Source organism: Streptomyces echinatus, assembly GCF_014203595.1.
Classification (GTDB): Bacteria; Actinomycetota; Actinomycetes; order Streptomycetales; family Streptomycetaceae; genus Streptomyces; species Streptomyces echinatus.
Window position 1 is genome coordinate 221,753 of sequence record NZ_JACHJK010000015.1, and the last position, 20,117, is coordinate 241,869.

Genomic DNA, 20,117 nt, shown 5'->3' on the forward strand with positions numbered 1-20,117 from the left:
GGGAAACGCCTCGCTCAGTGACATGACTGAGACATTCTCGACACCGGTTCGGAGCGGACCGTGAGGATCCGTTCACCTTGTGACACGAATGGCACGCTCCGTGTCAGAAATCGTACTCGTCGTGAAGGCGGAGCCGGTCGCTGCCGGCGGGGCTGCGGCCGAGCGCGGTCAGGTCGAGCAGGGCCGAGGTCGTCCCCAGTCCGTCCAGCCCGCCCTCGTACACCGAGTAGGTGTGGAACACCCGGTCGTGGTCGCGCAGGAAGCAGCTGAGGCCGGGGCGCTCGGCCAGGTCGTCGCCCGACTCGACGGTGGCCTCGAAGTCGCGGTTGAAGTCGCTGTGGGAGGAGGAATACCAGGGCACGGCCCAGCCCATCCGCGCCTTGAACGGCAGGATCCGGGTGAACGGCGCCCGGGAGACGGCCGCGAAGGAGGTGTTCCGGGCACGCAGGTGGGCGAGGTGGCCGACCTGGTCCAGGAAGGCCGCGCAGCACGGGCAGCCGGCCTCCCACTCCGGGGCGAACATGAAGTGGTGGACGACGAGCTGGGCCCGCCCCTCGAAGAGGTCCAGGAGGGTGGCCTTGCCGTCGCCGCCCTCGAAGACGTACTCCGGGTCGGCCTCGACCATGGGCAGTCGCCGGCGTTCCGCGCCCAGGACCTCGCGCGCCCGTCTGACCGCCTCCTCCTTGCGCTGCAACTCCTCGCGCGCCGCGCGCCACTGCTCGCGCGAGACGATCTCCGGAAACGACATGAGCTCTCCTGTCCGACGGTCGGTCCGGGGTGGTGACCGTCGGCGGGAGCGGAACTCATCGCCGGGCGGAGAGAATTTTTCGGCCAGCCCTCAGAGGCACGCTTTCGGCCAGGCTCGGCCGGCTCGCCCTCCCCGCCGCCCGCCGCCCGCCGCCCGTCGGCCGACTCGTCCGCTGCCGGACGCCGGGCGGTCGGCTCAGGTGTCGTACTCCTGGACGCGCCGCCCGTGGTCGCGCGAGGTCAGCGCGGGCAGCCGCCCCGACAACTCCCGCACGGTCTTTGCCACGTCGAGGGTGAGGAGTTCGCGGTCCCGCATCAGGACGCGGCCGTCGACGACCGTGGTGCGGACGTCGGAGGCACGGGCGCTGTGCACCAGGGTGGCGGCGAGGTCATGGACCGGCTGGGTGTGCGGGCCGGTGAGGTCGACCAGGACGAAGTCTGCGCGCCGGCCGGGCTCCAGGGTGCCCACCCGGTCCCCGAGCCCGACCGCTCGGGCGCTCTGCACCGTGGCGTGGTGCAGGGCCTGACGGGAGGTCAGCCAACGGGAGTCGCCCTCGGCGGACTTCTGCGTCAGGGACGTCAGTGTCATCGCCTCCCACACGTCGAGGGAGTTGTTGGAGGCCGCGCCGTCCGTGGCGAGGCCCACGGGGACGCCGGCCGCGCGCAGGGCCCGTACCGGAGTGGTCGTCGGCCAGGCGAACCTGAGGTAGCCGCGGGGCGCGGTGGCCACCGCCGTACGGCCGCCCGTGCGTTCCAGCAGCGGCAGGTCCCGCTCCAGGATGCCGGTGCCGTGGGCGATGAGCAGGTCGGTGCCGAGGAGCCCGGTGCGGTCCAGTACCTCGATGGGGGTGAGGCCGTACCGGGCGAGGCTGGTGTCGGTCTGGTCGCGGTTCTCGGCGGCGTGGATGTGGACGGGCAGGCCGTGCTCGCGGGCGAGTTCCGCCGTGGCGGTGAGGTCGGCGTCGGTGACGGTGTAGGGGGCGTGCGGGGCGAGAGCGGTGGTGATGCGGCCGCCGGCGGCACCGCGCAGGCGGAGCGCGAAGTCCAGCGAGGCCTCCCGCCCTCGGGGTCCCTGGCTGGAGAAGTAGGCGGCGCCGAGGTGGGCGCGCAGCCCGCATTCGGCGACGACGGCGGCGACCGTGTCCATGTGGAAGTAGTGGTCGGCGAAGCAGGTCACCCCGCCCCGGATCATCTCGGCGCAGGCGAGGCGCGCCCCCAGCTCCACGTCCCGTTCGGTGAGGTTGGTCTCCACGGGCCAGACGACGTCGTTGAACCACTGCTCGACCGGCAGGTCCTCGGCGAGTCCGCGCAGGGCCACCATCGGTGCGTGCGTATGGCAGTTGATGAGTCCCGGCAGCGCGACCTGGCCCTGCGCCTCGATCCGGGTCACGGCCGGCACCTCGCGCGCCGCGGCGGCGGTGGTGACCGCGTCGATCACGCGGTCGCGGACGACGAGGGCGGCGTCCCGCCGGAAACCGATCCGTTCCGCGTCGTCGTGCCCCTCGTGGACGAGGACCGTGCAGCCGGTGACGACCAGGTCGGCGGGAGCGGCGCTCGGGGGCCCGGCGGGAGTCATGAACCCAACGTACGGCCCGGTCGTACGGCGGTGTGAGCCGAACCGCGCATCCGGTCGCGGACCTGTCGCGCGACGGGCGGGACGAGCACCCTGGCCTCACCACGGCCCGGCCGCGGCCCCCGAGAGGAGCCCGCGATGCTCCTGGGCACCCGTCACGGAGTCGGCGCTGCCTTCAGGGAGTCTGGGCCGTCCTCACGGAGTCTGCGCTGCCCCTGGGGAGTCTGTGCTGCCCCGGGGGAGTCTGGGCCGTCCTCACGAGGGTGAAGGGCGCTCCGGGCGCGGCACCCCGGCGATGATCTCCTCGGCTTCGGTCACGGCGCCGACGAGGGCGCCGGGCTCGGTGCGCAGGGCACCCAGCACGGCGTCGATCCCTCGCAACCCGGCCCGCTCCAGCAGTCGTTTCTCGTTCGTCACCCACTCCCCGCGGGCCGCGAGGACGGCGTGGGCGGACTGGACGGCGGCCGTGGCGACGGCGCCGGCGGTCTCGGTGAGGCGGCCGTGCGGGGCGTGATGGGCCTTGGCGTAGGCCAGGGTGGCGCGGGCGCTGCCGGACCAGCGGTCGGCGGCCGTGCGGCGCAGTTCCGGCGGATACCCGGCCGGGCGCGGGAGCTCGCCCCGCAGGACCTGATTCAGGGCCAGTTCGGCGACGACCAGGTAGCTGGGGATCCCGGCCAGGTGGAACAGCAGCGGCTCCACCCGGAAGCGGCCCTCCTCGGCCTCCGCCAGTTCGTGTTCGATGACGTCCAGGTCCCGGTAGTGCACATCGGCGCGGCGTCCGTCGATGGTGAGCCAGGCGCCGCCGTTGAAGACACCGCCGCCCCAGCCGCCGATCTCGGAGACCTCCCCCGGCCAGCCGAGGGCGCGCAGGTCGTCCGGGTCGAAGGGGCCGCGGTAGTAGACGGCCAGGTCCCAGTCGCTGTCCGGGCGGTGGGTGCCCTGGGCACGGGAACCGCCGAGGGCCACGGCCCGGACGGTGGGGAGGGCGGCCAGCCGGTCGGCGGTGGCGGCGAGGAAGTCGGCGTCGCTGGACTCGGGCATACGCCCAGCCTGCCCCGGCCGACGGAAGTCCGCTCCCGAATTTCCGGGGGGGGTCGTGGTGCTAGGCGATCGGTCCGGCGTGCCGTGCACGGCCGGGCGGTGCGGCCGCGAGCCGTTCGGTCTCCGGCGAGCGGTCCAGCGATCGCTCGGTGGTGGAGCGCGCGCCGGTAATTCGGATGCGTGCGGGGCCGAGGCGATCCGATGATCGGGAAGCAGCTCTCCGAGCGCTGCTGACCTGCTGTCCGTCAACCGTTGTGGGAGCCGCTTCCGTGATCCGGCGCGTGACCGCCCCCGGGCCTTTCCTCCCTCCCGCCCGCTCCCACGGCCCCGTCGTCGGGGCGGGCGGGAAGCCCGCGTTCGCCGCCGGGGCGATCACGGCGACGGCTGTGGTGCCGGAGCGCGGGGAGGGCGGCCGGTGACGGAAACGGTCGTGCTGCGCCGGGCGGTGGCGGCGGACGCCCATGCCGTCGCCGACGTCTGGCTGCGGTCCTTCGCCACCGCCCTGCCCACGGTCGGCCGGGCGCACTCGGACGACGAGGTGCGCGCGTACTTCCGTGACGTGGTCGTGCCGCTGCAGGAGACCTGGGTCGCCGAGGCGGCCGACCCGGGCCGGGGGGTCGTCGGCATGATGGTGCTGGACGACGACGAGCTGTCCCAGCTCTACCTCGCCCCCGACTGGCGGGGGCGTGGCCTCGGTGACCGGTTCGTCGCCCTGGCCAAGGAGCGCAGCCCCCGGGGTCTGGCTCTCTGGACCTTCCAGGTCAACGCCCCCGCGCACCGCTTCTACGAGCGGCACGGTTTCGTGGCCGCCGAGTACACGGACGGCAGCGGCAACGAGGAGCGGGAGCCGGACGTCCGGTACGTGTGGCGGCCGTGAGCCCTGGGGGCGGCCGTGAGCCCTACGTCCGGATGACCGCTGACGGGGCCGGAGGCGGAAGGCGCGGCGGAGCGGCCGGCGCCCTCGGGGGCGTACGCGGTCGGTCCGCCGGCCGCCCCCGCCTCCGCTCCTTCGGCAGCGGCTTCTCGTAGCCGCCCGCCCGGCTCGTCGTCAGGCCCAGGCCCATCAGGGACTCCGCGAGCTTCACCGCCGCCCCGACGCCGTCCACCACCGGCAGTCCGAGCCGCTCCTCCACCACCCGCTGGAGTCCCGTCATCCTGGCGCAGCCCAGCACCAGGACCTCGGACCCGGCGACCGGCTCGTCGAACGGAACTGGCCGAGCGGTTCGGCGTCTCGCGGGTGCCGGTGCGGGAGGCGGACGGCCGTCTGCGCTGGCTCACGCGGCGGAACGAGGAGTGGCCCCAGCTCCTCGCCGAACACCGCGAGCTGTACGAGGCCATCGCCTCCGGTGACCCGGACCGGGCCCGCGCCCACGCGCTCGGCCACGTCCTCGCCAACACCGCTCGACGGTACGGCACCTGTTCGGCACCGGCCCCGCCGAGGCGGCCGACGCCCCCTGAGCGGACCGGCGCGCTACGGCAGCCCGGCCGCGTCCGCCGCCGTACGCAGGACCTCGCGCAGCATGCCGGCGGTGAGCCGGCCGGTGAAGGTGTTGCGCTGGCTGACATGGAAGCAGCCGAAGAGGTCCAGGCCGTCGAGCGCGACCCGGGTGCCGTGCGCGAAGGCCGGGCGGGGCCGGGGCACGGTCCAGCCCGCCTCCGCGAACGCGGGCAGCGCGGCCTGCCAGCCGAAGCCGCCCAGCACGACCGCGGCCCGCAGCGTCGGCCGCAGCAGCGTCAGTTCCCGGACCAGCCAGGGGCGGCAGGTGTCGCGCTCCCCCGGCGTCGGCTTGTTGGCGGGCGGGGCGCAGTGCACGGGCGCCGTGACCCGCACGCCGTACAGCTCCAGACCGTCGTCGGCGCTCACGGAGGTGGGCTGCGAGGCGAGCCCCACGTCGTACAGCGCCTGGTAGAGCACGTCTCCCGAGCGGTCGCCGGTGAACATGCGCCCGGTGCGGTTGCCGCCGTGCGCGGCCGGGGCCAGTCCGATGATCATCAGCCGGGCGTCGGCCGGGCCGAACCCGGGCACCGGCCGCCCCCAGTACGTCCAGTCGGCGAACGCGGCCCGCTTCGTACGGGCCACCTCCTCGCGCCAGCCGACCAGCCGGGGACAGGCTCGGCAGTCGGCGACGCGCCGGTCCAGCCGGGCGAGGGCTCTGCGGTCGTCCATACGGCCACCGTATGCCCCGGGGCGCCGGGGTGAACGCCGCGCCTGCGCCACGAGGCCGAGGGTCGGCACGGCCGGGTTCGCCGACGGCGGCCGCAGCGCACCGCACGGAACCCGTGAGCTCCGTGCCGTTCACGATGACCGGGCCTCCACCGGCCGGCACGATGACTGGCCTCCACCGGCCGGCACGTTGACTGGCCTCCACCGGTCGGCCCGGCGACCGGCGCGGACCGGCGGACGAGGCGTAGCGGGACGTGGCCGGACGACCGCGGGCGCCGCGGAAAAAGGCTTCCGGCTGTGCCGCCCCGTGGCGTTAGGGTCGGGGCATGGCTTCCGAGGATGCGGACGAGAACGTGGACCGTGGGACCGGTGCGGGGACCGGCGGAGGGGCCGGCGCGGAAACCGGTGAAGGCACCGGCGCGGGCACCGATGCGGGGACCGGCGCGCCGGGCGGAACCGGCTCCACCCCTGCCGAGCAGCCGCTGGACCCGAAGATCGCCGCCGCGGTGGCCGCCGCCGAGGCCGCAGGGCCCGCCCAGGGCGAGACCGTCCGCGTCGACAGCTGGATCTGGGCCGTCCGCCTGATCAAGACCCGCTCCCTGGGCGCCACCGCGTGCCGGGGCGGGCATGTGCATGTGAACGGTGAGCGGGTGAAGCCCGCCTACTCCCTGCGTGTCGGCGACGAGGTACGGCTGCGGCACGAGGGCCGCGAACGCGTCGTGATCGTCAAGCGCCTGATCCGCAAGCGGGTCGGCGCACCCGTGGCCGTCCAGTGCTACCTCGACAACTCCCCGCCGCCTCCGCCCCGTGAGGCCGTCGCCCCCGCCGGTCTCCGCGATCCGGGCGCAGGCCGCCCCACCAAGCGCGACCGCCGCGAACTGGAACGCCTCCGCGGCCTCGGCGGACCGGGCGGTCTCGGCGGCTTCTCCGGCTTCGGCGGACCGGGCACCTCTGGAGGCTTCGCCGGGCTCGGCGGGCCGGGCGGCCCCGGCACCGGTGCGACGGGCGGCCGTGGCGGATCCGGCGGGGCCGGCGGCCGTGGTGGTCGCCGAGGCTCCGGCGCGGCCGGTGGGCGCGGTGGCCCGGGCGGCCACGCCGGATCGGGGGGCTCCGGCCGCTCCGGTGGCTCTGGTGGCTCGGGGGGACGCCCACGCGGGCGCTGAGCGGGCTCGGCACGGCGGCGTCCCCGCCGACGTCGGCCGGGCTCCCACTGCCCGGCCGGCGTCGGTGGTGAGGTCACCGTCGGCGCAGCAGCCGCACCAGGTCCGCGTTGTGCGTCCGACGGGCCCAGGCGATCAGGGCGAGCGGTGTGATCAGGATCAGCGGGGTCGCCGCGTTCTCGCCGTCGAACGCGGTGAGCTGGACGAGGAACGCCCCCACCATCAGCGCCCCGAGGGCGGTGGCCGCCACGGCCTGCAGCACCGGGACCAACAGCGCGATCGCCCCGGCGAGTTCGAGCGCGCCGATGGCGTACATGGCCCCGCTGCCCCAGCCGATTCGGTCGAAGGACTCCACGGCGGTCGGATGCGCCATGAGCTTGGGCAGGGCGCTGGCGATGCCGTAGAACAGGGCGAGCAGCACCTGCACGACCCGCAGGGCGACCAGGGCTCCGCGCGCCCGGCCGGCAGGGGAACCGGCGGTGCCCGCGGACGTCATGGAGGGCGTGGAGGCCGTGGAGCGGGCGCCGACGGGGGCGGTGGTCTCGGACATGCGGGTCTCCTGGCGAAGCGGTCCGGGTTGCTTTCACCGAGGCAGACCGGCCGGAAGCCGAGAACTCATCGCCGGAGAGCCACCCGATCCCGGGCCCCGGAGGAGCCCGGTCGGGCCGCCGCCACCGACCGCACTCCGTCCCGCCGGCCTGGTCGCGCCGCCCACCTATCCGATCTCGCCCTCCCACCTACCCGATCGCGCCCTCTACCCGATCGCGCCCTCCCGCCATCCCGCTCGCACCGTCCCGCCGGCCCACCGACCCGCGCTCCGTCACACCCGATCGCGTCACCCACCGACCCGCACCGACCCGCGCTCCGTCACGCCGTCGGCACTGCCCTCACCCACATCCCGTCCGGTGTCAGATAGGTGTCCGCCTCCAGTCCCGCCTCCGCCAGCACCGACTCGAACCGCTCCTTCGTCAGGGGCCTGGCCAGGAACGTCTGGGTCCACACCGCGTCCGGGAACACATACTCCGCGCGGACCGAGTTCACCCCCTTCCCGGCCGGCTCCACCGAGGCGATGCGGATGGTGAAGCCGCTCGGATCGGTCCGCTCCCTGGGCACGTCGGTGTGGTAGTCCGGGCCCTCCCGCTGGATGAGCACGCAGCCGCCCTCCGCCACATGCCGGGCGCAGGTGCGCAACATGCCCCCGCGCACCTCCTCGTCACCGGTGTGCACCAGGAACGACGCGAGCATCACGACGTCGAACTTCTCGCCCAGGTCGAGGCTTTCGATGGTGCTGCGTATCGTGCGCGCCCCGCGGATCCGGGCCAGCATGTCGGCGGACTCGTCCACGGCCGTGACCGTGAAGCCGCGCTCCAGCAGGGGATGGGTCATCCGGCCCACCCCGCTGCCCAGTTCCAGGATGTGCGCCCCGGCCGGAACCGCCGCGGCGATGATGTCCGGCTCGTCGCCCGCCGGCAGCCGTGCGTACAGCTCGACCGCGCAGCCGTCCGGGGTGACAGCCCCGGGCCCCGTGCCCTCGTGTCCCTCACGCATGTCGATCCTCATGCCCGGACAACGGCCCACCCTCGTACGCCCGTTCCCCTCCTCGCCCGGTTCACTCGTTCGAGCTATTCGGGCTGGAACGGGAACCATCCATGGCCGATGTACCAGTGGCCGCCGGCTCGCAGATGGTCCCCGACCGCCCGCTCCACGGACGTGCGGCGGGGCAGCTCGGCCACCGGCAGGTCCGGGTCTCCGAAGACGAACTGGACGGGCTCGGTGTCGGCCGGTTCGCCGTCCTCACGGGCGATACGGAACCGTTCCTGGAAGCGGACGATGTTGGAATCGGCGGGCAGGTACCGCCGCAACGTCGGGTCGAGCAGCCAGGAGTGGCAGAGCACCGCCACCGGCCGGTCCGCGGGGTGGTACCGGGCGAAGAACTCACGGGCCAGCGCCAGGGAGCGGTCGCAGGCGGACGGGGTCAGCGGACCGTGGAAGTCGGGAATGTGCAGGTCAAGGCAGGGCGTTCCGGGTGCCGCGTCCAGTCCGGCGGCCGCCAGCACCGGCGCCGTGCGCCGCCCGAGCCGTGCCCGCTCGAACTGGAGCCGTCCCAGCTGGTACAGCTCGCCGCGGAAGTGCCGGACCAGCCAGCGCCACGCCTGCACCCCGGGCCGGCCGTGCCGCCTGCGGTGCACCGCGATGTGGCGCCCGAGGTCGGCCAGCGTGCGCCGGGTGACCTCGGCCGGGATGCCGCGCGCCCGCTGGTCCGCGCGGGTGCGGGGCAGGGCCGCGAGGAAGACGAACACCGGGAGGATGTCGGCCAGTTCGGCCGGTGCCGAGGTGAGCAGGGCGTCGAGCCCGGCTGTGCGGTCCGTGTCGCCGGACTCGCGGAACACCTCCTCGACGCAGTCCGCCAGGAGCCCGAGCGTGTCGGGGTCCTGGGTCACTCCGCGCCACCGGGCGACGAGTTCGTTGATGTCCTCGTGCGGCACGGCCAGGTCGAGGAGCAGTTCGGGCAGGTCGTCGGCGTCCGGCAGCACGGGCGGTTCCCCCTTCGGCCTCGTCGGGCGGCCGGGCGCCGACGGGCGGCACCGGCCTCCTCGGGCGGCTTCTGTCTCCACGGACGCGCTCTCCATGAAGCGTCCTCCACGGACACCTCGGGTCTCCGCGGACGGCGGCCGTGCGCGTCTCACCGGGCATGACCGGCCTGGATCAGCGGTCGCGCGCCGGGCGGCGCCCGGGTCGTCCCGTCGAGCGGCGTTCCCGGCCGGCCCGTCAAGCGGCGCCCCGGCCGTCCCGTCGAGCGGCGTTCCCCGTCGTCCCGTCGAGCGTTGGTGCACGTCGTCATCGAAGAGTACGTTGCCCTCAGGAGTGATGGTCCGATGCGTACGGGCAGTGAACCGGCGACCGCGCGCAGTCCCCTGCGAGCGCGGTTCTGGCTGAGCTTGTGGGGACTGCTCTGGGCGATCTTCGGCACGGCGGCGTTCGCGCTGGCCGGGCGCCCGGGCTGGGCCGCGGCGTGCGGCGTGCTGTGGCTGGTGATCACGGTCGACATGGCCATGATCCTCCGGCACATCCGTCAGGGCCCGCACTACCAGCCGGGCCCTGACGTACCGCCGTACCCGCCGCCGGACAACGGTCCGGCGTACCCGGGGCGGCCGGGGAGCCGGCGGCGGAGCGGACCGCCGTACCCGGGGCCGCCGAGGCACCGGCATCCGTAGCCGGGCGTAAAGCGGGCGACCGCCGGCCCGCCGTCAGTCGTCGAAGCGGGCGGCCTTCAGGTACTCCGGATTGGGGTCGAGCGCGGCGGCCAGCCGGAAGTGACGCTTGGCCTGGTCGGGGCGGCCCCGGCGCTCGTAGGTGCGGGCCAGGGCGAAGTGCGCGTAGGCGTTGTCCGGCTCGCGCTCCAGCACGATGGTGAACTCCAGCTCGGCGGGCCGCAGTTGCGCCGCCGCGAAGAAGGCACGCGCGCGGAGCAGCCGCGCGGCGGTGTTCTCGGGGTGCGCGGCGATCACTCCGTCGAGCAGCTTCACCGCGCCCCGCGGGTCCCGTGCGTTGAGCAGCTGCTCGGCGGCGCGGAAGTCGATGACATGCGTTTCCGGAGTACGTCCGGTGGAACCGCTGGTCTCGGGCACGGCTGAGTCCTTCCCTTGCTCAGGTGGTTCAACGCCCCGAACGCACGGGCTATTCCGTGTCCGCGGCCGCCTGTCGCGCCCGGCGCGCGAGGTCGTCCCACACCTCGGCGACGCGCTTCTTCAGCGCGTCCAGGGGTACGTCGTTGTCGACGAGGATGTCCGCGATCTCCCGGCGCTGTTCGCGGGTCGCCTGTGCCGCCATGCGCGCGCGTGCGTCCTCCTCGGTCATCTCCCGCAGCCGTACCAGCCGGTCGAGCTGGGTCTCGGGGCTCGCGTCCACGACGATCACGACGTCGTAGAGCGGTGCGAGACCGTTCTCGGTGAGCAGGGGCACGTCATGGACCACCACGGCGTCCTCGGCCGCGGCGCACTCCAGCTCGCGGGAGCGGGCGCCCACCAACGGATGCACGATCGAGTTGAGGACGGCGAGCTTCTCGGGGTCGGCGAAGACGATCGAGCCTAGCCGGGGCCGGTCCAGGCTGCCGTCGGCGGTGAGGATGTCCGTCCCGAAGGCGTCGACCACGGCCGCGAGGCCGGGGGTGCCGGGCGCCACGACCTCGCGCGCGATGCGGTCCGCGTCGATCAGCACGGCGCCGTGCTCCACGAGCAGCCGCGACACCTCGCTCTTGCCGGCGCCGATACCGCCGGTCAGGCCCACTGTCAGCATGAGCGGAAGCTTAGGCCCTGCGGCCGGGGACCCCGCCGACGGCCCCGCGGCCGCCCGTCGACGGGGGCCGTAGGGACTTTGGTCTGGATCACGCCGGGCTCGCGGGCCGTGGTGCCCGATCCGGCGTGATCCGAACGAAAGACCCTAGTTGTCGCCCTCGCGCTCCGCCAGGAACCGCTCGAACTCCTGCCCGATCTCGTCCGCCGAGGGGATGTCGACGGGCTCGGCCAGCATGTTGCCCCGGGTCTCGGCGCCCGCGGCCGCGTCGTACTGGTGCTCAAGGCCCTGGACCAGCGCGGTCAGTTCCTCGTCGCCCTCCCGGATCTGCCGGTCGATCTCGTTCTGCGTGCGGTGCGCGTCCGTGCGCAGCGAGTGGGCCACGCCGGGCAGCACGAGACCGGTGGCGGCCGTGACGGCCTCCAGGACGGTCAGCGCGGCGTCCGGGTACGGGGAACGGGCGATGTAGTGCGGGACGTGCGCGGCGACGCCCAGGACGTCGTGCCCGGCCTCCATGAGGCGGTACTCGATCAGCGATTCCGCGCTGCCGGGCACCTGCGCCTCGTCGAAGGGGCTGCGGTGACCGGGGACGAGGTCGGTGCGGTTGCCGTGCGGGGTCAGACCCACCGGGCGGGTGTGCGGGACACCCATGGGGATGCCGTGGAAGTTCACGGACAGGCGCACGCCGAGCCGTTCCACCATCTGCTGCACCGCCGCCGCGAACCGCTCCCACTCCACGTCCGGCTCGGGGCCGGACAGCAGGAGGAACGGGGCACCGGTGGTGTCCTGGACAAGGTGGACCTCTATGGCCGGGACCTCGTAGTCGGTCCAGCGGTCCCGCTTGAAGGTCAGCAGGGGCCGGCGGGCACGGTAGTCCACGAGCCGGTCGTGGTCGAAGCGGGCCACGACCTGGTGGGGCAGCGAGTCGAGCAGCCGGTCGACGATCTGGTCGCCGGTCTCGCCCGCGTCGATGTATCCGTCGAAGTGGTAGAGCATGACAAGGCCGGCCGACTCCTGGGCGAGCGCCATGTCGACAACGGCGAGGCCCTTCGGCTCCCATGCGTACAAACCCTGCGGATCAAGCACTGTGACCGCTCCTCCTCGTGTTCGTCATCGACAACGTGCCCTGGAGCGCGGGAATTCCCGCGACACACCGCTGATCTGCGATCTCGTGCGGAACGTCTTGACGCCCCGTCACCTGGTCCCTACCTTCACGACCATCGGTGTTCATACTGACGTTCAGCGTTCATGTATGGGAAATGACTGGCCCGTGACGACCCGTCCGTACGACAGGAGAGCAGCCATGCGCATACGCACACCGCTCACCTCCCTGCTCGCCACGACCCTCGCCGCCGGCGGCCTGCTCGTGACCGCCGACGGCCCGGCCGCGGCCGCCACCACCCTCGAGGTGACGACAGCCGCCCAGCTGAAGAGCGCGCTCGGCGCCGCGGGGCCGGGCGACACGATCCACCTGGCGGACGGCACCTACACCGGGAACTTCAAGGCGACCACCCCGGCCACGGCGTCCGCCCGTATCACCCTCACCGGCTCCCCCCGTGCCGTGCTCACCGCCGGCGGCGGCTACGGGCTGCACCTGAACGGCGCCTCCTACTGGACGGTCAGCGGTGTGACGGTGACCGGCGGCCAGAAGGGCATCGTGATCGACTCGGCCCGGGGCGTCGTCGTGGACGGTGTCACGGTGCACGGCCTGGACATGGAGGGCGTGCACTTCCGCAACTCCAGCACGGACGGCGTGATCAGGAATTCGAGGATCTACGACACCGGGAACGACGGCCGTGGCATGGGCGAGGGGGTCTACGTGGGCACCGCGAACACGCTGTCCGACAAGAGCGACCGCGTTCAGATCCTGGCCAACACGATCGGACCGGACGTGGGCGGCGAGAACGTCGACATCAAGGAGGGCACGACCGGCGCGCGGATCGTCGGCAACACCTTCGACGGCAGCGGCCTGACCGGCGCGAACTACGACGACTCCTGGGTCGACGTGAAGGGCGACGACGTCCTCGTCCAGGACAACACCGGCACCCGGACCAGCAACGACGGCTACCAGACCCACACCCAGCAGTCCGGCTGGGGCTGCGGCACGGTGTTCCGGGGCAACAAGTCGACTTTGACCGGCGCCACCGGCTCGACCCAGCTGGCGATCGATGTCACCAACAGCAGCACCGGCTGCAGGACGACGGTCTACGCCGGCAACACGGTGGCGGGCGGCAAGGGGCTGACGAACATCCCGCTCACCCCCTGACGAGGGCCGCGGTGACTGCCCAGGGGCGCGGGGCTGTACCGATATGCGGCTCCGCCGCGTGGGCGCGGCCAGCCGCAGCGCGCCCGGCAGCCGAGGGACTACCGGCCGGGGTCCGAAAACACCGAGGGGCCGTACCTCGAAAGGTACGGCCCCTCAGCCTGCTATCGGCTAAGCCTCAGCGGCTGCGTTCAGCTCTGGCCGCCGGCCAGCTTCTCGCGCAGCGCGGCAAGCGCCTCGTCAGAGGCCAGGGCACCGGAGGTGTCCGCACCCTCGGAGGAGTACGAACCGCCACCCGACGCGGCCGGAGCGGCAGCCTCGCCACCCTCGGCGGCAGCGGCAGCGTCGGCCTCGCGGCTCTTGATGACCTGCTGCTGGTGCTGCTCGAAGCGCTGCTGCGCCTCCGCGTACTGGTGCTCCCACGCCTCGCGCTGGGTCTCGTAGCCCTCGAGCCAGTCGTTGGTCTCGGGGTCGAAGCCCTCGGGGTAGATGTAGTTGCCCTGGTCGTCGTACGACGCGGCCATGCCGTACAGGGTCGGGTCGAACTCGACCGTCGCCGGGTCGGCACCGAAGGCCTCGTTGGCCTGCTTCAGCGAGAGGCTGATGCGACGGCGCTCGAGGTCGATGTCGATGACCTTGACGAAGATCTCGTCGTTGACCTGGACGACCTGCTCCGGGATCTCCACGTGGCGCTCGGCCAGCTCGGAGATGTGGACCAGACCCTCGATGCCCTCGTCCACGCGGACGAACGCACCGAACGGCACCAGCTTCGTGACCTTGCCGGGCACGACCTGGCCGATCTGGTGGGTGCGGGCGAACTGCTGCCACGGGTCTTCCTGGGTCGCCTTCAGCGACAGGGAGACGCGCTCGCGGTCCATGTCCACGTCGAGAACCTCGACGGTGACCTCCTGGCCGACCTCGACAACCTCGGACGGGTGGTCGATGTGCTTCCAGGACAGCTCGGAGACGTGCACCAGACCGTCGACGCCACCCAGGTCCACGAAGGCACCGAAGTTGACGATCGAGGAGACGACGCCGGAACGGACCTGACCCTTCTGGAGGGTCGTGAGGAACGTCTGGCGGACCTCGGACTGGGTCTGCTCCAGCCAGGCGCGGCGGGACAGGACCACGTTGTTGCGGTTCTTGTCCAGCTCGATGATCTTGGCCTCGAGCTCCTTGCCCACGTAGGGCTGGAGGTCGCGGACACGGCGCATCTCGACGAGAGAAGCCGGCAGGAAGCCACGGAGGCCGATGTCGAGGATGAGACCACCCTTGACGACCTCGATGACGGTGCCGGTGACGATGCCGTCCTCTTCCTTGATCTTCTCGATGGTGCCCCAGGCGCGCTCGTACTGGGCGCGCTTCTTCGAGAGGATCAGGCGGCCTTCCTTGTCCTCCTTCTGGAGGACCAGGGCCTCGATCTCGTCGCCGACCTTGACGACCTCGTTCGGGTCGACGTCGTGCTTGATCGAGAGCTCTCGGCTCGGGATGACACCTTCGGTCTTGTAACCGATGTCGAGCAGGACCTCGTCCCGGTCGACCTTCACGATGACGCCGTCGACGATGTCGCCGTCGTTGAAGTACTTGATCGTCTCGTCGATCGCGGCGAGGAAAGCTTCCTCGTTACCGATGTCGTTGACCGCAACCTGCGGGGTGGTGGCGGTGGTCTCGGTGCTGCTCGTCATGTGGGAAAGGGCTCCGGTACGGACATTGAAGTCGTAGGTACTGCTACGCCGGAGCCCGTATCGCTCTGCAGAAGCCGGACAGCCAAGGAAGCGCCCCACCAGGAACCTGGCGATGGCGCCTCGACAACCGAGGGGACATACAACAGATGCGAGCGCAGCCTGCTACGTCTGAGGTGCGCAGGCTCGCAGCGCAACTTGTAGCATACGGGGGCAGCCGGACAGGGTCAATGCGCGAAGGCGCACACCCAGGGCGGATCGCCGCATAACCGGCAGAAGATTCACCCCGACGGGCCACACGGGCCCATGGGAGCCCTTCCCTACCCACCCCTCGGCGGGTTGGACGGAAGAGTACGACGAGGGAGCCGATCATCCAAGAGGCGGAAGCGTACGACCCGGAGCGGTCCGAGGAGACCGAGCCGGAGGCCACCCGGCGTGACGCCGGTGTCACCGAGAGCGCGCGGGCCAATCGTGGCTGGTGGGACCGCAACGCGGACGAGTACCAGGTCGAGCACGGCACGTTCCTCGGGGACGACCGCTTCGTGTGGGGCCCGGAGGGCCTGGACGAGGTGGAGGCGGAGCTGCTCGGCCCGCAGGAGGAGCTGAAGGGCAAGGAGATCCTGGAGATCGGCGCGGGCGCGGCGCAGTGCGCGCGCTGGCTGGCCGCCCAGGGCGCGCGGCCGGTGGCCCTGGACCTCTCGCACCGCCAGCTCCAGCACGCGCTGCGGATCGGCGGGGTGTTCCCGCTGGTCTGCGCGGACGCCGGCGCGCTGCCCTTCGCGGACGGCTCCTTCGACCTGGCCTGCTCCGCGTACGGGGCGCTGCCGTTCGTGGCCGACCCGCGGCTGGTCCTGCGCGAGGTGCGCCGGGTGCTGCGGCCGGGCGGGCGGTTCGTGTTCTCGCTGACGCATCCGCTGCGCTGGGCGTTCCCGGACGAGCCGGGGCCCGAGGGCCTGTCGGTCTCCTCGTCCTACTTCGACCGCACGCCCTACGTGGAGCAGGACGAGCAGGGCCACGCGGTGTACGTGGAGCACCACAGGACGCTCGGCGACCGGGTGCGGGACATCGTGGCCTCCGGGTTCCGGCTGGTGGACCTGGTGGAACCGGAGTGGCCGGCCTGGAACACCTCGGAGTGGGGCGGCTGGTCGCCCCTCCGCGGAAACCTGGTCCCCGGCACGGCGATCTTCGTCTGCGAGCGGGACTGACACCCTTGTGATCCGCCTGCGCGCGCGTGCACATGTGCACGCGCGCGCAGGCGTTTCCCCGCGGGCCGGTCGCCGTCCGCGGCGGCCTCGTCCCTGGGGGCACGCGCGCGTGGGGACCGTTCTCGTCGTCGGCGTGGGGACCGTTCTCCTCGTCGTACGACACTGGGGGCGTGATCCGTGACGACGCCCTGGACGCGCTGCCCGTGCGCTCCGCCCTGCCGGCCCTGACCGACGCCCTGGAGGAGGCCGGCACCGCCGTGCTCGTGGCGCCGCCCGGCACCGGGAAGACGACGCTGGTGCCGCTCGTGCTGGCGGGTCTGGTCGGGGGTGGACCCGAGCGGCGGGTCGTGGTGGCCGAGCCGCGGCGGATCGCGGCGCGGGCGGCGGCCCGGCGGATGGCGTGGCTGCTGGGCGAGCAGCCCGGCCGGAGCGTCGGCTTCACGGTGCGCGGCGAGCGGGCCGTGGGGCGGCACACGCGCGTGGAGGTCGTGACGACCGGTGTCCTGCTCCAGCGGCTCCAGCGCGACCAGGAGCTGGCCGGGGTGGACGTGGTCGTCCTCGACGAGTGCCACGAGCGGCATCTGGACGCCGACACGGTGGCCGCGTTCCTGTGGGACGTCCGGCAGACGCTGCGGCCGGAACTGCGGCTGGTGGCCGCGTCGGCGACCACGGACGCCGAGGGGTGGGCGGCTCTGCTCGGCGGGGCGCCGGTGGTCGAGGCGGCGGGTACGGCCCATCCGGTGGAGGTGGTGTGGGCTCCGCCGGCCCGTCCGGTGCGGCCGCCGCACGGGATGCGGGTGGATCCGGCGCTGCTGGCGCAGGTGGCGTCGGTGGTACGGCGGGCGCTGGCCGAGCGGGAGGGTGACGTGCTGTGCTTCCTGCCCGGTGTGGGCGAGATCGCGCGCGTGGCGGGCCTGCTGGGGGATCTCGGCGGTGTCGAGGTGCTCCAGGTGCACGGGCGGGCGCCGGCCGCGGTGCAGGACGCGGTGCTGACGGCCGGGCGGCGGCGGCGGGTGGTGCTGGCGACGTCCGTGGCGGAGTCGTCGCTGACCGTGCCCGGGGTGCGGGTGGTGGTCGACTCCGGGCTGGCACGGGAGCCTCGCGTGGATCATGCGCGGGGGCTGAGCGGGCTGACCACCGTGCGGGCGTCGCGGGCGGCCGGGCGGCAGCGGGCGGGGCGGGCCGGGCGTGAGGCGCCGGGGGCGGTGTACCGGTGCTGGGCGGAGGCCGAGGACGGCCGTCTGCCGGCTTATCCGGCGCCCGAGATCAAGGTGGCCGACCTGACCGCGTTCGCACTCCAGACCGCCTGCTGGGGCGATCCGGACGCCTCCGGGCTGGCGTTGCTGGATCCGCCGCCGGGCGGGGCGATGGCGGCGGCGCGGGAGGTGCTGTCGGCCGTGGGAGCGGTGGACTCCGCCGGACGGGCCACGGAGGTCGGGGTCCGGCTGGCCCGGCTGGGGGTGCATCCCCGGCTGGGGCGGGCGCTGCTGGACACCGCCGGTGAGGGGGCCGCGGTCGTCGCACTGCTCTCCGAGGAGGTGCCGCGGGAGTACGGCGACGATCTCGCCGGGGCGCTGCGGCGTGCGCGGGGTGGCGGTGACGCCTACGCGGGGCGGTGGGCCACGGAGGTGCGGCGGCTGCGGGCCGTCTCGGCGGAGTTCGCCCACCCGCCCGCCCAAGACCGTCCCCCACAGGTGAGCGCCGAAGCGGGACCGACCACCGGAACCGGGGAACGCGCCCCCTCGGAGCGCACCGAGGCGGCGGGCCGGGGCGAGGCCGCCGAGGAGCGGGACCGGGTTGGACCCGCCGAGCCGGACCGGGCTGGCCCCGCCGAGCCGGACCGGGTTGGACCTGGCGAGCGGACGGACCCCGGGGAGCAGGCGGAGGGGCGTGACCGGGAGGCGTCCACCGGGCTACCGGCCCGCACAGGGTCCGTCCAGGGGAGGGGCCGGGCCGGGTCTGCCGGGCGGCGGGGGCCGGTGGGGGCCGGCGAGGGGCGTGGTGGTGCGGAGGGTGTCGGGGGCGGGGTGGCCGGGGGCGTCGCCGCCCTCGCCTTTCCCGAGCGGGTCGCCAGGCTCGACGGCGGGTCGTATCTCATGGCGTCCGGGACGCGGGCCGAACTGTCCGACGGGTCCGCGCTGCGGAGCGCTCCCTGGATCGTCGTGGCCGTCGCCGACCGCCCCTCGGGCAGGGGCCACGCGCGCGTGCTGCTCGGAGCCGCCGTGGACGAGGAGGTGGCGCGGGCCGCCGCCCGGCCCCTGCTCGGCGAGCGGGACGAGGTGCACTGGGCCGACGGGGACGTCGTGGCCCGGCACGTCGAGCGGCTGGGCGCCATCGAGCTGGCCGTACGCCCCCTCCGGGACGCCGACCCGGCGCTGGTCCGTGACGCCCTGCTGGAAGGCCTCCGCCGGGAGGGGTTCGGGCTGCTCCGGTGGTCGCCGGAGGCCGAGGTGCTGCGGCAGCGGCTGGCGTTCCTGCGTGCCACGCTCGGGGAGCCGTGGCCGGACGTGGCGGACGACGCGCTCCACGCGCGCGTGGACGAGTGGCTGGAGCCCGAGCTGAGCAGGGCGCGGCGGCGGGCCGACCTCGCCCGGATCGACGCCGGGCAGGCGCTCGGGCGGCTGCTGCCCTGGGCGAGCGGGGAGGCCGCCCGGCTGGACGAGCTGGCGCCCGAGCGGATCGCCGTACCGAGCGGGTCCCGGATCCGGATCGACTATGGGGATCCCGGGCGGCCGGTCCTCGCCGTGAAGCTGCAGGAGATGTTCGGGCTGCGGGAGACGCCGGCCGTGGCGGGCGTGCCGCTGCTCGTGCATCTGCTCTCCCCCGCCGGGCGGCCCGCCGCCGTCACGGCCGACCTCGCCTCCTTCTGGCGGGACGGCTACCGCGCCGTACGGGCGGAACTGCGCGGCCGGTATCCCAAGCACCCGTGGCCCGAGGACCCGGCGACCGCCGAGCCCACCCGGCACACCAGCGCCCGGCTCAGGCGCTGACCGGCTCGGGCTCCTCGGTCGGGCCGGCCGCGGTGTCCCGCGGGCGGCGGGCGCGGGCCTCCAGGTACAGGGAGAGGGCGAGGAGCAGCAGGCCGAGGCCGAGGGAGCCCCAGGGGACGTAGGAAGTGAGCGTCAGGACCAAGGTGCGGTTGTGCTTCACCAGGGCGACCGTGTGGTCGATGTAGTCCTCGCGCATCTTCACGTGCCCGGCGAAGGCGGTGACCTTGGCCCGGCCGCCCAGCAGGGTGCCGCCGCGCAGCTCCTCCTTGTGGAGTTCCTCGCCGTAGACGGGGGCGCCGGTGACCGGTTCGACCCAGAACCTGCGGACCGTGGTGTACCAGCGGGTGGTGCCCGTCCTGGCGACCGTCTCCGGTGTGATGCCCTGGACCGGCATGGTCTTGGGCATGGCCACCTTGGTCCAGGGGATGGTCTGCTCGAAGTAGTAGACCGTCAGGCCGCGGAAGTCCCGGGTTCCTCGGTAGTGGATGGGGCTGGTGGTGCGGGTCTGCGCGTCGAAGTACTCGTAGTCCCGTTTCTGCGTCAGGAAGGGCCACTTGAACTCGATGCCCTCGCGTCTCACCGGGTCGCCGTCGACCGACTCTCCGGTGGCGTGCACGGGGTCCTGGCTGTGGGCGTCGAAGATGTACCGCTCGGGCACCTTGGAGACCATCTTGCCGTCGGGGCCCTGGACGTAGGACAGGCTGTCCCAGACGACGACCGGCCGCCCCGCCGTCCGCTCGATCTTCTTCGCGGCCTCCACGTCGCCCTTGAGGGTCTGCACGATGGTGACCTTGGAGACCTTCCTCGCGCGCATGGTGCCGTAGTCGAGGAGGGTGGCGTCCTTGGCCTCCAGGACCATGTCCTGGTACTCGTTCGCGGGGATGCGGGCCACGCGCGGGAAGGTGTACCAGCGCAGCAGCGGGGACAGCGCCGCGCAGAACACGGCGCAGGCGAGCAGGACCAGGCTTGCCTTGCGGCGCATTTCCGGCCTCCCTCCCG

The 20,117-nt window shown here is 73.4% G+C and carries 18 protein-coding genes and 2 pseudogenes; 7 read left to right on the forward strand and 13 right to left on the reverse strand.

Annotation, left to right across the window (positions count from 1 at the left end):
* Positions 1-103: 103 nt before the first annotated feature.
* The 3 genes from FHS34_RS33720 to FHS34_RS33730 form a co-directional block, all read right to left on the reverse strand.
* On the reverse strand, positions 104-748 hold the full coding sequence (locus FHS34_RS33720; RefSeq protein ID WP_184972592.1) for a DUF899 domain-containing protein: 645 nt from the start codon (positions 746-748) through the stop codon (positions 104-106).
* A 195-nt stretch (positions 749-943) separates the two neighbouring features.
* On the reverse strand, positions 944-2,323 hold the full coding sequence (locus tag FHS34_RS33725; RefSeq protein WP_184972594.1) for an amidohydrolase: 1,380 nt from the start codon (positions 2,321-2,323) through the stop codon (positions 944-946).
* Positions 2,324-2,575: 252 nt separating this feature from the next.
* Positions 2,576-3,361: a nucleotidyltransferase family protein gene (locus FHS34_RS33730; RefSeq protein WP_184972596.1), complete on the reverse strand. Its 786-nt coding sequence runs from the start codon at positions 3,359-3,361 to the stop codon at positions 2,576-2,578.
* A gap of 415 nt (positions 3,362-3,776) precedes the next feature.
* Between FHS34_RS33730 and FHS34_RS33735 the strand changes: the two genes are divergently transcribed.
* On the forward strand, positions 3,777-4,238 hold the full coding sequence (locus FHS34_RS33735; protein WP_184972598.1) for a GNAT family N-acetyltransferase: 462 nt from the start codon (positions 3,777-3,779) through the stop codon (positions 4,236-4,238).
* Positions 4,239-4,260: 22 nt separating this feature from the next.
* Here FHS34_RS33735 and FHS34_RS42030 read toward each other — a convergent pair.
* Positions 4,261-4,551, reverse strand: a pseudogene (locus FHS34_RS42030) (aspartate/glutamate racemase family protein); the annotation flags it as partial.
* A 68-nt stretch (positions 4,552-4,619) separates the two neighbouring features.
* Here FHS34_RS42030 and FHS34_RS33745 point away from each other — a divergent pair.
* A pseudogene (locus FHS34_RS33745) lies at positions 4,620-4,819 on the forward strand (FCD domain-containing protein); the annotation flags it as partial.
* A gap of 13 nt (positions 4,820-4,832) precedes the next feature.
* Here FHS34_RS33745 and FHS34_RS33750 read toward each other — a convergent pair.
* Positions 4,833-5,528: a uracil-DNA glycosylase gene (locus tag FHS34_RS33750; protein ID WP_184972600.1), complete on the reverse strand. Its 696-nt coding sequence runs from the start codon at positions 5,526-5,528 to the stop codon at positions 4,833-4,835.
* Between the two features lie 323 nt (positions 5,529-5,851).
* Here FHS34_RS33750 and FHS34_RS33755 point away from each other — a divergent pair, with 323 nt between their 5' ends.
* Positions 5,852-6,688, forward strand: coding sequence for an Hsp15 family ribosome-associated heat shock protein (locus FHS34_RS33755; RefSeq protein WP_184972602.1), 837 nt, complete (start codon positions 5,852-5,854; stop codon positions 6,686-6,688).
* Positions 6,689-6,761: 73 nt separating this feature from the next.
* Here the strand turns inward: FHS34_RS33755 and FHS34_RS33760 are convergent, their stop codons facing one another.
* From FHS34_RS33760 to FHS34_RS33770, 3 genes are all read right to left on the reverse strand, one after another.
* Positions 6,762-7,235 (reverse strand): DoxX family protein, encoded by a 474-nt coding sequence (locus FHS34_RS33760; protein ID WP_184972604.1) that lies wholly within the window; start codon positions 7,233-7,235, stop codon positions 6,762-6,764.
* 317 nt (positions 7,236-7,552) lie between these two features.
* Positions 7,553-8,233, reverse strand: a complete 681-nt coding sequence (locus tag FHS34_RS33765; protein WP_184972606.1) for a class I SAM-dependent methyltransferase — start codon at positions 8,231-8,233, stop codon at positions 7,553-7,555.
* Positions 8,234-8,307: 74 nt separating this feature from the next.
* A complete protein-coding gene (locus tag FHS34_RS33770) occupies positions 8,308-9,219 on the reverse strand; it encodes an acyltransferase domain-containing protein (protein WP_184972608.1) in 912 nt (303 codons plus the stop codon).
* A 342-nt stretch (positions 9,220-9,561) separates the two neighbouring features.
* Here FHS34_RS33770 and FHS34_RS33775 point away from each other — a divergent pair, with 342 nt between their 5' ends.
* Entirely contained in the window at positions 9,562-9,900 is a 339-nt protein-coding gene (locus FHS34_RS33775; protein WP_184972610.1) for a DUF6343 family protein, read from the forward strand.
* Between the two features lie 33 nt (positions 9,901-9,933).
* Here FHS34_RS33775 and FHS34_RS33780 read toward each other — a convergent pair whose 3' ends face one another.
* From FHS34_RS33780 to FHS34_RS33790, 3 genes are all read right to left on the reverse strand, one after another.
* Complete coding sequence (locus FHS34_RS33780) at positions 9,934-10,314, reverse strand: tetratricopeptide repeat protein (protein ID WP_184972612.1); 381 nt, start codon at positions 10,312-10,314, stop codon at positions 9,934-9,936.
* 49 nt (positions 10,315-10,363) lie between these two features.
* The gene (gene coaE / locus FHS34_RS33785; RefSeq protein ID WP_184972614.1) at positions 10,364-10,981 is read right to left on the reverse strand and encodes a dephospho-CoA kinase; all 618 of its coding nucleotides are present in this window, start codon (positions 10,979-10,981) and stop codon (positions 10,364-10,366) included.
* 144 nt (positions 10,982-11,125) lie between these two features.
* Positions 11,126-12,064 (reverse strand): PAC2 family protein, encoded by a 939-nt coding sequence (locus FHS34_RS33790; RefSeq protein ID WP_184972617.1) that lies wholly within the window; start codon positions 12,062-12,064, stop codon positions 11,126-11,128.
* A gap of 217 nt (positions 12,065-12,281) precedes the next feature.
* Between FHS34_RS33790 and FHS34_RS33795 the strand changes: the two genes are divergently transcribed.
* Positions 12,282-13,244 (forward strand): right-handed parallel beta-helix repeat-containing protein, encoded by a 963-nt coding sequence (locus tag FHS34_RS33795; protein WP_184972619.1) that lies wholly within the window; start codon positions 12,282-12,284, stop codon positions 13,242-13,244.
* A gap of 188 nt (positions 13,245-13,432) precedes the next feature.
* Here the strand turns inward: FHS34_RS33795 and rpsA are convergent, their stop codons facing one another.
* The gene (rpsA, locus tag FHS34_RS33800; RefSeq protein ID WP_184972621.1) at positions 13,433-14,926 is read right to left on the reverse strand and encodes a 30S ribosomal protein S1; all 1,494 of its coding nucleotides are present in this window, start codon (positions 14,924-14,926) and stop codon (positions 13,433-13,435) included.
* A gap of 365 nt (positions 14,927-15,291) precedes the next feature.
* Here rpsA and FHS34_RS33805 point away from each other — a divergent pair, with 365 nt between their 5' ends.
* Positions 15,292-16,128 (forward strand): class I SAM-dependent methyltransferase, encoded by an 837-nt coding sequence (locus FHS34_RS33805; RefSeq protein WP_184972703.1) that lies wholly within the window; start codon positions 15,292-15,294, stop codon positions 16,126-16,128.
* 170 nt (positions 16,129-16,298) lie between these two features.
* Positions 16,299-19,118 (forward strand): ATP-dependent RNA helicase, encoded by a 2,820-nt coding sequence (locus tag FHS34_RS33810; protein WP_184972624.1) that lies wholly within the window; start codon positions 16,299-16,301, stop codon positions 19,116-19,118.
* Here the strand turns inward: FHS34_RS33810 and pgfA are convergent.
* Positions 19,108-20,100 carry a cell envelope lipid trafficking protein PgfA gene (gene pgfA / locus FHS34_RS33815; protein ID WP_184972626.1) on the reverse strand — a complete coding sequence of 331 codons (993 nt, stop codon included), beginning with the start codon at positions 20,098-20,100 and terminating at the stop codon, positions 19,108-19,110. The two genes, FHS34_RS33810 and pgfA, sit on opposite strands and share 11 nt — an antisense overlap.
* Positions 20,101-20,117: the final 17 nt, after the last annotated feature.